This window comes from Roseivirga sp. BDSF3-8 (assembly GCF_041449215.1).
In the GTDB taxonomy this organism is placed as follows: Bacteria; Bacteroidota; Bacteroidia; order Cytophagales; family Cyclobacteriaceae; genus JBGNFV01.
Genome location: NZ_JBGNFV010000001.1, coordinates 973,815 through 986,242, shown reverse-complemented (window position 1 = coordinate 986,242; position 12,428 = coordinate 973,815). Strand labels below are relative to the sequence as shown.

Annotated in this window: 7 protein-coding genes; 4 read left to right on the top strand and 3 right to left on the bottom strand. The window is 47.5% G+C overall.

Annotated elements, in window-relative coordinates:
* Nucleotides 1-13: 13 nt before the first annotated feature.
* Nucleotides 14-4,885 (bottom strand): hypothetical protein, encoded by a 4,872-nt coding sequence (locus tag AB9P05_RS03935; protein ID WP_371907506.1) that lies wholly within the window; start codon nucleotides 4,883-4,885, stop codon nucleotides 14-16.
* An 834-nt stretch (nucleotides 4,886-5,719) separates the two neighbouring features.
* Between AB9P05_RS03935 and AB9P05_RS03930 the strand changes: the two genes are divergently transcribed.
* On the top strand, nucleotides 5,720-6,022 hold the full coding sequence (locus AB9P05_RS03930; RefSeq protein ID WP_371907505.1) for a hypothetical protein: 303 nt from the start codon (nucleotides 5,720-5,722) through the stop codon (nucleotides 6,020-6,022).
* Nucleotides 6,023-6,382: 360 nt separating this feature from the next.
* On the opposite strand, the gene AB9P05_RS03925 is transcribed toward AB9P05_RS03930, so the two are convergent.
* A complete protein-coding gene (locus AB9P05_RS03925) occupies nucleotides 6,383-7,480 on the bottom strand; it encodes a hypothetical protein (RefSeq protein ID WP_371907504.1) in 1,098 nt (365 codons plus the stop codon).
* A 714-nt stretch (nucleotides 7,481-8,194) separates the two neighbouring features.
* The gene (locus AB9P05_RS03920; RefSeq protein ID WP_371907503.1) at nucleotides 8,195-8,647 is read right to left on the bottom strand and encodes a hypothetical protein; all 453 of its coding nucleotides are present in this window, start codon (nucleotides 8,645-8,647) and stop codon (nucleotides 8,195-8,197) included.
* A gap of 417 nt (nucleotides 8,648-9,064) precedes the next feature.
* On the opposite strand from AB9P05_RS03920, the gene AB9P05_RS03915 reads away from it, so the two are divergent.
* From AB9P05_RS03915 to AB9P05_RS03905, 3 genes are all read left to right on the top strand, one after another.
* Complete coding sequence (locus tag AB9P05_RS03915; protein WP_371907502.1) at nucleotides 9,065-10,297, top strand: oxygenase MpaB family protein; 1,233 nt, start codon at nucleotides 9,065-9,067, stop codon at nucleotides 10,295-10,297.
* A 15-nt stretch (nucleotides 10,298-10,312) separates the two neighbouring features.
* Complete coding sequence (locus AB9P05_RS03910) at nucleotides 10,313-11,020, top strand: hypothetical protein (protein ID WP_371907501.1); 708 nt, start codon at nucleotides 10,313-10,315, stop codon at nucleotides 11,018-11,020.
* A gap of 719 nt (nucleotides 11,021-11,739) precedes the next feature.
* Nucleotides 11,740-12,336, top strand: a complete 597-nt coding sequence (locus AB9P05_RS03905; RefSeq protein WP_371907500.1) for a hypothetical protein — start codon at nucleotides 11,740-11,742, stop codon at nucleotides 12,334-12,336.
* Nucleotides 12,337-12,428 lie beyond the last annotated feature (92 nt).

The following is a 12,428-nucleotide window of genomic DNA, read 5'->3' as shown; positions in this document are numbered from 1 at the left end:
TAGGTTCAGTGGATTATTGTTGGCCGAAGTCGCCGTTATCGAAACAGGGGTGTTCACCCGTAGTGTCGGGGCAGGGGTCGGGACTGGTATTCTCACAGTTCCAGCTAAAGGACACCACCCCCTCTCCGGTACGACCGAGTTCGTCCGTTACCACCAGCGTAGCGTGGTTCACATCTTTTATATAGAGCTTGTTGCCCGTAGCACCGTTGATAATGGTTTTCGTACTTCCGCTGCCTGAATACCACTGATAAGATACGATGGCCGCATCGCATGCCGGTACCCCGTAGCCCTGGAAGTAGACGTAGTCACCCTTACATACATTCGGGTCCTGCCCGTCATGAAGTATCGTAACGCCCGGTCCCTCTATACCCAGTATGTACCTATGAATGGTGACCGAAGTGTTCTGCCTGTCAGTTACCGTAAGCCTGATGCTGAAGTCCTCACGGCATGCACCCGGCAGTACCATGGCAGGGCCATGCCCCCCGTCCTGCCATACACCCGCCTCGTCCTGGTATTCCCAGTGATACGCGTAGCCCGGGCACCCCCCGTTCACTACAGAGCTATAGGCATTGTCCTGTCCGTATATAAACTGATTATTACCCCCTATCTGTACCTGCAGCGGGTCCGTGTCTACCGTCACCGTAGTGGACGCCACCACCTCCCGGCCATCCGCAGTAGTAGCCGTTACCGTAATGATAAAGTCATCGCAGGGCACCTGTAGAGTCACAGATGAGCCTTCTCCCACCACATATTCCGTAGCCCCTCCGTCTTCTGAGACAGACCATTGGTAGGTGAAATGAGCACAATCTTCCGGTACAGAAGCCGTATAAGTCGCCGTCTGCCCCGCTTCCGCCGTCGCCGGGCCATCTATCACAGGCACTATCCCCGATATATCACCCCGGGTAGTAAGCGCCAGCTCCTTAAGCTGGCCCGTATTATTCGTTAGCCTTACCTCCACATAGATATCCCCGCAGCCCGTGGGCGTAAAATCAACCGATGAGGTATTACCATAGCTCGTGTACGTCTGCCCCATATGCCTTATGGTCCAGTCATAGCGGCTTACCGGCTTATCAGACAGTACATAATAGTTTATCGACTGTCCGATAGTAGCAGCTTCCGTATCCGATTCCAGTGAGGCATTCCAACTGTCCTGACCGGCATAGCGGTAGTAGTAGCGTTTGATAATCTCCCGGTTATGGTCACGTTCCAGGTACAGCCTCCCCAGGCGGTCATAGTCATAGTAGGTAACCACACCATCCTCACCCGTAGCGTCGCGTGTGCCTATGCCCGGGTAAAACGTGTTAGTGGTAAACATAGCCCCTTCTTTGGCAAAGCGTAGCTCATCTATATACCCTGAGCTTTCAGGGAGTACAGGCACATCACCCGCTACATAGTTTCTTACCACATACTTCTCTTCCCAATCCTCCTGCAGAGTAGCTTTGTAGAAATAGCGTATCACATATTTCCCTTCCTGCCCCGCTTGTATGCCCCCTGGCAATACCTGGTACCCACCCGAAAGCAGGGCCAGCACGCTGCCGCCCGTCTTTGCCTGGTCGTCAGCCCTATTGGCTGGCTCTTCGAAGCTGGAGTACACCACCGCTCCACCCTGGTAATTTGTCACCTCTGCCACCGGGTACTGCTTATTGTATCCATAGAGGAAGTAATGATCGATCCCGTCATCCGTTACAGCCTCCGCTATATTGAATTGGGCATCATACCTCACATAGTCCACCTGCTTTTCGTAGAACGCTTCCGGCGTTTCCAGGCCCACCTCTTCCTGTGCCATAGGGCCTTCGTATGGAATCCGGTTATTTACCACATAATATTCCAATATACCGCTGGCCGGCATAGAGGCCGTATAAATAGCGTCAGGCAAAGCAATGGTGACAGGCAAGCCCTCGCTCGTACCATTATAGACACCATACGTAGTCGCCTTGCCGTCTATCAGGTACCACTCCTCATCCCTTTCCGCAAATACCTGGCTTTCTATTTCCGTATAAAGTTTATGCTGAGCATCCAGCGTAGCTAGGCCCATACCCGCTCCCGGAGCGTAGTCCGCAGGGTATTTTCTCCTGATCTCAAAGGCCTGCCCCTTGCTGTCCGACAGCCTGATGCGCGTAGGTTTCAGGTGGGCGGGATTATCATAGTAATGGTACTTCACCTCCTCCAGCGTGATGGCCCCCGTCGCAGCATCATATTCTTTTACGATAACGCTGTCCAGATAGCTCGTGTGGGCTGTGAGGCTGTAAGAGTTTTTCAGATGTACGTTAGTGTATACCTTAGAGGGAGAAGAGCCGTCCGCACAGCTTGGGGTCAGGTTATACTGTGTTATATCATACTTAACGTAGCTCGTGCCGTCATAGCAGAAGTAGTATTCGCGGTTTTCTCCCGGCCCCACGTTCAGGCCATACTGGCTTATGCCGGATACTACCCTGTAGTAATAGTCCGTAGAAGCCAGCCGGTTACCCTCGTTATCAAATATTTCATCCTTTTCCAGGCGGCCGTTAGACTCATTACCATTGGAAGAGGGTACCACAGGAAACCCACCCCCCGATGTGTTGCGGCTGTTTCTGTAATGATATACCTTACTGCCCAGGTATTCGCCCGTGACGGGGTTTTTCTGCTGCTCTGTCACCCGGCTATATCCTATATGGCTGCCGCCTACCACAGACATACCATACACCCCCTGTGCCGTACGGTTTACGTACTTTATCGTTTCTACCGGAGGCTTACTAATGTCAATGCTCCCTTTGTTAAGTATATTCGATATTGATAAATAGACGTAGTCCGGTTTATACATGAGTTTGCCGGAAGAGACCTCGCTTGCAGGCAACTGCCCTTCTTCCGGTGTCTGTTCTTTGATATAGCTGAACTCACGGGTGATCGGCTCGGCACTGCCCGGCTGACTATAATCCTTAATGCTTTTGATACGTAGTCCGCCAATGGAGCTAAGCGCGTCAGGTACCTTTAACGACTTGATTTTACCATGAACCGCTACCTTAAACTTAGTGTCAGACTTGCCGTTCAGTACCACTAACTCATATGTTCCTGCCTCCAGCGAAACCTTATTATAGTACCCTGCAGAATACACCTCGATAGGATCCATAACACCCACCTGATCGGTTCTGCTTAAGATGCCATAGCGGTACTCCGCCCGGCTCTCAATGCCTGAAGAGATAATTTCTACCTCCTGGTCATGATTTACCGTAAAAGGATATATCAAATAGGCAGGGCAAGCCATCAGTAGCCCATCACCTTCAGCGTCTATTATAGCCGTTATCTTAGCATCACAGTTAGCAGCGTCCTCTCCACCGTCCACATAACTGTTTCCCCAGATCACATCATCATACACATACTGCTTTTCATTCTCTGTATCTATGCTGTGAGGCTCGTAAGTAAATTCCGTGTAACCCCCCGTAGGGTAAGTCACCTTTTTCAGCACCGCAGCCAGGCCATGGCTAAAGGAGGCATTTCTGTCACCACCCCGCATAGTAAGGTCTCCTATCGTATATACCGGCAGCAAGCTCTGATCATCCGGCTTTCCATTATAATACCCCCAGTGGTCCTGCCCGTTAGAGTCCCTTGCAGGGAGCTCCCTGGAGTGATAAGTAAATGTATGCGGAGGCTTGGAGTCAAAGTTATCATTATACCCGTCCGTACGGGTTGGTAGAAGTCCCCTTTCCTGTACCTTATCCAGTCTCAGTCTTTTTTCCTTAGGATCAGCCTTGCCCTCTCCAAAGTAAGAGTAAGTGAACTCCTGCTTTCGCAGCGGCATGCCGTTTACCTTATCATACAGAGTAACAGACTCAAGCCTCCTGCCAGTAGTAGCCATATCAGCCCTTAGAGAGGATAGCTCAAACCCTGCCACCTTTACACCATTCAGATAAATCGCCTTAAGGTACTTCTTGGTGTTGCTCACCGTAGCCGAGCCGCTACTGCCGTTCGTATTGATGATCTTACCGTAATCCCGCATACCCTGCTCAGACCCCGTCGTATAGCTATAGGCCATTCTGTCCGCCTGGCTTTTATCAAAATTCACCTCATCATACTCATAGTCGATTGTCTCATATTCGAAAGTGTAGATATCCTGATAGTTCGGACTTATGATCTTAGACAGGTTCCACCCGCTGTGGTAGTCACCCGCCAGTACATTTTCCCCTTCTTCCCTTCGCTTCGTAGCATCGGCTGCTTCAAAGAAATACTGCGTGCCATCAGGAGCCACAATCGTCCACCTCCATGTAGCACCGGGGTCGGTCGTGATCTGTAGGTCCGCACGGGGCGTCTCCCGGGCATATACCGTAGTACCGTCCCCATCCAGTATGATCTTCCCTGCCATACCGTTAATGTTGTAAGAGAAGTAGTCCGGCTGTGTTTCATACCGGTTTCCCTGCATCACGTCCAGTTCAAAATCATGATACTCCGTAGCGCTCCAGGGGCCTGCATTGTAACCGTCCCGATAGTTTTGAAGCGCCTGCTTAGACTCCAGGTAGCCCAGGTATCCCGTGCCGCTGTCGTCATACTTACCAAAGTCCGGCTTGCCTACAACAGTCCGTGATATCACACCCTGGCCCTGAAGCGTCCAGCCCAGCCCCACCCAGGTGGCCATTTCTTCCACCCGGATGCCACCCGCCCCCGTATAGGCAAGCGTGATGGGGTAATTCATTTCCATGCCCTCTATCGTAAAGATCGGTATGGAAAAGTTCGGACTACCGGAATAGTAGTTCACCGGCGTATTGCCAAATTTGCCCAGAGAAGCGATCTCCGGTGTGGGCAATAGCACTTTTAAGGGCTTTATTTCTGTGGCCTGGCCCGTTTCGGATTCCTGGGCACCGGCATGGAAGAATGAAATGAAAAGCAGAGCAAGAAGCAGGCAGGATCTCTTCATAGAGTTTATTCACATTTATTAGGTAATGCCTGCAAATCTACACCCCTTGAGCCTCATTAACCCGGAAAAACCACTTCCTATCTTGCTTCTATACTAAACATATAATAAGGTGACAAATGGCGCCAATTAGTCGACTATGTTGGTTTTCAGGTTTGACATTAATTCATTTTCGTGTAAAAATATATTCTTTATTACATGAATAGGGTTATGAATAAATTTTCTTGTAAGGAGTATGTAATATGCTGCTATAAAGAGTTTTATAGTGGCATAAAGTCCTTGTGTTGAATAAAAAATTCTGTCATGTGCTCATGATTGATGTTTAAACCTGCTTTAAAGTTAATCCAGATTACATATAACTAGACTATACATCTGTACATACACTATTGAGCTCAAGCAGTGTACCCTTCCCGCCATCAACTGCCTTCTTTAGCTTGTATTGAAATTGTGCTTCATTCTCAGGGAACCGCTATGATGATTTGTGCAGGTAGAGATAGGGCATCGATGATATACAGGCCATGCCCCGGTTATAGTCTGAGGGCAGGCACGTTCCCGAATGCAGGCTCACCTACATGCAAGCCACCGGGATGTAAGCCTAAAAATTCCTTCCCTGTTTTAGGGAAGGTGGCCGCGCGTGCACAGATTTATTCCCTTAATACGCCTGTTTGATAGTCAAACGCGCCCCGGGTGCTGCCCCTATCTCCTTGCGGACGGAAGGGTGCCCCGCAGTATGGTGGCACATTTCCCCAATAAGTTCAAGCAGCGTACTCGTCCGGAAAGGTTGGGCTAACACATACAGTGAGGTTCCTTATTTGCCAGTTATATACCCTTAGCTGGGTGGCAATCCTCTTGACGGCCATGGGCCGGAAGGGAGGGGCTAAGGTGGTAGTTTCCTTTTACTATTCTTTCTGGCGTGCTGCGGTGCATGGTTTCTCAGGCAACCTTCTTCCTTGCATCAATTGCCTCAGTTTTACCCTTCAGTTTATGGAGGATAGCCGTATATCTATAGCTATGCCGCCCCGTCCGGAGTATACGTGGCAGACTGTACCGGCACAGATGCGGCTTGTGATGATCTTTCTCCCCTTACCCATAACCCTGTCTTTTCGTTGTCAGTCCCGCGTGGTGACATTTTTTTTGTGACAAATAATTTGTCACAGGTCTGTGACAATTTTTCGCCTCTATGCATTTCGTCACAAAACGCTTTCTTTTTTATAGGGGCGGCGGCAGAGACTTCCCCATAGGCTTAAGGGGCCGCAGTTGTATAATAGACGGTTAACACATTACGTGGGCAGTCAAAATGCTTAACAGTTTGCATTTGCGCTTACTTTAATTGTTTACGGCCTATTCTTAAATGCAGGCTCAGGTTCAACGCCAAAAAGTGCGACTACCGGACATAGCCGTCAGGCTAAGCAGTAAAAAGGGGCTGTCTCTAAAGGCAGCCCCTTTCTTCTTAATCAAAATATGATTTTGTGTTTGGTAAACTACCGTGGGGAAAATAATTTAATATCGATGGTACTTCCACTCAGACCACTCTCCGTTAGCATATCTCCTGTAAAGGCCCTCTTTTTCTTCTAAATATACTTCCCCTGTTGCCCGAAAATACCTCATAAGTATATTTATCGTGTAGTTTGCTATATCATCAGACTCCGCATCATCACTTACATTATAAGTATAATGCATCTGCTTGGTTTCTCCCTTCGTGCCATCCTTATTCGTATTTTGTTCTGAATTAATTTTAACCCAACCACGGTCATCAAGATACAGGTGTATATTTGTTACTCTCCCACTAGCAATATCATTCACTACATATTGCTTTTCATTTTGATTAATATTCTTTAAAAAGTATTCTTTTTTCAATTCTCCCTCTTCATATACATCAATTTGGTTATCTTCATCATTCACATGATATTTTAATTGTGACGAGGATGTCATAATGTCCGGGTCTTTATCATTATTTTTATCTCTATAATATTTTAAAGAGACACTGATGCTTGCCTCCTCATAACTATACATTCTTTCGCATTTAACATATGTAACGGTAGGTGTTACCCTTGCTATTGATTTGCCTTGTCCTTCCTGTCTTGTTTTAATAACACTTTTTAACCTTTCACTAGTGTCATATTCAAAATCAAAAAAATATCTTTCGTATTCCTTTCCATAGTGATGCCACGATTGGGTTAGTTTTATAACCCTCCCTTTTTCGTCATACTTTACCGAATAGCCATAGGATCTCCCTCTAACAAAATTTATTTTATCATTATTTACGTAAACATAATATACATGATCATTTGTGTTCATTTTACGTACCACCTGGATGTTATCTTTATTCTTCTCAGCCATCAACGTGTTTCCGTCAGCTTCCGGAGAAAATCCACTCTCATAACCATGAAATCCCGCTGAATGCTGGATTATAGTTTCGCCAGCATATTCACCATTAGCTAAAATGGGTTCAAGTCTTTGGATTAAATTAGGGTACGTCGTGTTTTCTGCTTCCATAACAGAAATAACTACGTCAATAGCATCTTTATAATCAACCGATTGAGCTACTACAAAACCTATATTTAAAACAGAAAAGAGTAATATTAATAAACCTCTCATAATGGATGTTAAATGATTTTCACAAACACAAAATTATTTTCCCTGGATTGTTTTTCTTGTTTTCAAACGAACAAACTCAGACGCGTGTAATTTTTTTGATATAAAACATAGTTGAGTAGGTGCCCCATTAAAAACAATGCATCGCAAAATCACGACATAGCCACAATTTGGTGCAAGTATATCTCCATTTAGGTTGAGTAAGCCGTACTCATTCGGAAAGGGTGTAGACTAAAACATACAGGGAGCTCTTATGTGGCAGTCTGCTTGACGCTAACAGCAGTGTCTGCCAGTTACCCTTCCGTCAGCGAAGGAGCGGTGGATGGTGAGATTCCTTTTATCTTTCAGATGTACGTGATGCTAGAGTGAATTCTTGTACACGTGGCCACCTTCTCTGAGAGGGAAGGAATTATGGCCCACTAAAAAATCCTGTTTATCACAGTATACTGATTATCCTGAGCCAAACATGCACTACCGATATTCCCCTTACTGCCAAGGATAATAATGTGCAAAAATGATGATGCGAAGGGGTTGGACTATAACATACAGTGAAGCTCCTTGTCTGCCAGTATGCGGCCTTACATCCTGAAACGCCAGCCCGGCCTGGGGAGGCATTTGTTTACTACAAACAGCTTCCTACGCCCCTTCTGGTAAAGTGAGCCAAATATAATGCCTTCCTTTTACTATTCTTTCTGGCGTGCTGCGGGGCATGGTTTCTCAGGTAACCTTCCCCCTGGCATCTATTTCCTCAGTTTTATCCTTCAGTTTATGAAGAATCCCTATAAAGTCTTTATTACGCTTCACTTTAATCACAAAGTCTTTGGAGCCATCCTCTTCACCCTCATAGGCTATAGAGATGGAGTGAAAAGGCGTTACCCTGGAGCTACGAAACTTAACGAAGGTTACAGTAGATAAATCGATAGTGAAATGATGCTCTTTTGACGAAAAATTTGACGTATAAGTAAGATGCAATTTGTCCTCTTCAGTAGTAAACCCTGAAAGATAGTTATCTATACGTAAAAACGTAAAAAGACTCACAGCCCCCGTAAAAAGAATAAAACGAAAACTATGCCAAAGCAATCCCCCATGTAGGTCAAAATTAAAAGTGGTTAAGAAAAACCCCAGTATCAGAGGCCATACCAGTTTGTCCCTTAAGATTTCCTTTTTCATGATTCAGCTTATGTAAGTCAGAGAAAAAACCACGGTTTATTTCCTGTCAGCCTGCATTTTTGCCTTATTTAATCCTTTATATATATTATCAAAGTAAACCCCCGACAAAAGGCTACTGCCATTTTCATAAAGGTCGAAACGCATCCCCTGCCTCATAGTGCCACCACTTTTTCCATTGCCAGAATGAAAATCAGTAATGATCCTCAATCCCGGTGTGTTGAAGTTAGAAGTAATAAGCCGGGTGTGATAACCTATCTTCTCCTGCCCCCCAAGCTAAACCACATAACCCGTCTCCGAGACACCACAATGATAGAAACTTTTTGCATTATGCCTAATGTCAGTTTCCCCGGCTATTTGCCTTTTTAAGCTGGTAGCGAATAAGTTAATTACACGCTAACCTTTTATATAAACCCGGAAGTGAAAGCTTTAGACACATATCCAGAAACCCTGAATGAATTCAGGTCAGCGGCTGATCCTTTGGCAGATAGTGTCGTTGAACAGATCCTCACATCCGGATTCGATAAAGAAATCAGCCAGATCTTTGTCGCTTTCAGTGAAGCAGAAAGTATAAACCCATCGTCCTTTTCCGGCCTCTCTCCTGGCCTCGCCGCTATACTTATCGAGTACTTCCAGACCACCCGGTCACTCCCCCCATGGGTGGATGAAAAGCGCATACTCCTCGGCAGCAAAGTGTTCAGCACATACGGCCCCGCCATCTTTATGCTCTTAAACATCAGTTCACTGCCCCTGTGCTATTCCTGCGCCAAGGGCGCTAAGGTGCTGTATGACACCGGCAGGCTATTACACCAACCCAGGGGCATAGACCCCATGAGCAGAAGGCTGATGGATACCGCCCAGATGATCCTGGATGTAATGTTGCCCGGCGGACTGATCGAAGGCGGCAAAGGAATTGTCACTATACAGAAAGTGCGGCTCATTCATGCAGCCATCCGGTACTACCTCAAAGAGCATGCCCCCACCGGGGCCTGGGATACTAAACACTACGGCGAGCCCATTAACCAGGAAGACATGGCCGGCACCCTGCTCGCCTTCTCTGCCGTAACCCTTACCGGACTTAAGCAACTCAATACCGAACTGTCGGAAACAGAGATGGACGCCTACATGCACGGCTGGAAGGTAGCAGGCCACCTCATGGGCATTCACCAAAGCCTGCTGCCCGATACCTACCAGGAAGGCTTTGAGCTCGCCGTCAAGATCATACAGCACCAGGCAGCAGAATCCGCCGAAGGAAAAGCCCTCACCGGCTCATGCATTGAACTCATAAACGCCATGGTTCCCGGTAAAATCTTCCATGATATACCCAAATATCTCATCAATTTCTTCATGAAAGAATATGCAGATGCCAGCGGAGTCGACCTATCCAAATGCATTGGCGTCCATATACCCGCAGGCACCAGAGACAATATCGCCATGACCGTGGCAAAATTCGCATTTGGCACATTCAGCCGGCTGGACAATAAAGTATGTATTACTAAGATAGTCCCCACCTTTAACCGCCTCATGCTGCAGGGACTTATCAACCTATTTAATAGCCGTAAATCCACACGATTCACCATACCCCCCTCTCTGCAAAGAGACTGGGTAGTAACCGGCAGCAAAGGCACTTATAAACTCATAACGGCAAAATAATATAACCATATACCTATGTCAGGAGTAACACTAACCAAGACAAGCCATAAGGCCACCGAAATACCCGGCCTCGATAGCAGAACAAAGAAATATATACTCGCCTCCACCGGAGCCCTAACCCTGTGGTCCATCTTCAGCTCGGTACTTTCTGCAGGCGCTATTTCCGCTATCATCATCACCTTTATATTATACACCTTCTACTGGGGCTATGCGCTTGTTACTAAAAACCCCCTCGTGCTACGCCTCCTCATTTTCGGCACCATAGCAGGCCTGCTCGAGCTATTTGCAGACAACTACCTCGTGCATAACATCGACAGCCTCGTATACCCCGAAGGCGAACTCATGATCTGGAGCTCCCCCGTCTATATGCCCTTCGCCTGGTCCAATGTACTCACCCAGCTCGGCTTTATAGGCATACTGCTCAGCCGTAAATATAACCTCTGGGTCGCCTCCGCCCTGCTCGCTATTGCCGGAGGCATGTACATACCCCTATACGAATACCTCGCAGAAGGCGCCAACTGGTGGGTCTACAAAAACAACGTCATCATGATCTTCAACGCCCCCCTCTACGTAATCCTCTGCGAAGCCTTCATCGCCTTCTCCCTCCCTTTCCTCATCACCTACGCCACCCGTCACCACTGGCAGCGCACCATTCCCCTCGGCATCGCCGAAGGCGCCTGGATTATGCTCGGCGTGATCGTGACCTATGCGATAGCGGGGTAAAGAAATATGCAGAAATAACCTTAATGCCCCATTCCCGGCCCTTGAGCCGGGATCCGTCACCTACTTGCACAATGCTGCCTTAAAGCGACCCTAGGCGTTTGGCATGCGGGGTGCAATTGGCAGTGGCGGGTATGGCTACCTTTCTGCCAGACGATGGGCGCCATGCAATGGAGACCCCGGGTCTAAGCCCGGGGATTAGTGCGTGACCGGAACAGGTCAGTAATTGAAGCACTTAATTCTGTGCTTCTATTTGGCTTTTTTTCATTGTTATTGCACTGCGGTTATTCCCCCTTTGGCTCGAAGTGTGGCTATGAAATGACAATACTTATTCCAAGGGTGAGGGCGTAGAATGCTGCTATGAATCGCTGAAATTGACCCCGGGGGATGTCTAGGCAGAGGCAACCTTAATGCTCCATTCCCGGCCCCCGAGCCGGGATCCGTCACCTACTTGCACAATGATGCCTTAAAGCAACCCTGGGCGTTTGGCAGGCGGTTGGTGGTGGACATCCCTGGCAGTCAGCATTTCCACTTATCTCAACAGCAGAGGGCCTGTCCTTGAATGCAAGCCCAGCTTCAAAGGGACAATGGCTGAAGCAACCTTAATGAGCCATCCGGGGACGCCTAGTCCGGGCGTTTGGCAGTCAGCGGGTGGTGGACATTGAGCCAGTAGGCGCGTGCGGCCCAGGTAGTTATCAAGATTTTATCATTAATCAGTTAATATGGATTTAGGCCCGGTAATAGTCACCAGGAAGAACGGCGAAGAACCTTTCACCAACGGTTCCGGCCCGGCTATTCAATTAATAGACTTTTGGAAATGGTCCGTATCAGACCTTTTGAGTAATGCTACACGAGGCAAGCTGGCCGAATTTATTGTAGCTAATGCCCTGCAAATATGTAGCAGTGTCAGGGTAGAATGGGATAATTATGATATGGTAGACCATGATAAGATACGTATAGAGGTTAAGTCATCCGCGTACCTCCAAAGCTGGCACCAAAACAACCTGTCTGCCATATCCTTTGATATAGCTGAGAAACGCTCCTATTGTTATGAGACCAACAAATTAGGAGATAGTGTCTGCCGCAACAATGACTTCTATATCTTTTGCTTGCTACATCACAAAGATAAAAGTACGGTAGACCCGATGGACCTCGCCCAATGGACCTTTTACATCCTACCCACTTCAGTACTAAATGAAAAACTCGGCACACAACGTCGTCTTTCACTAAAACGCCTGAAATCGTTACACCCTGTCATTTGCTCCTATCAAACCCTACGCACAGAACTTGACCGCTTGAAGAGTGACGTTTTTAGCTGAGCTGGGTGTTATTGTAGCCGGGGCCACAGACTTAGAATGATACTATGAAACACTGTGGCCAACTCGCGCAGAGCCGGCCCCTCATTAGGCCC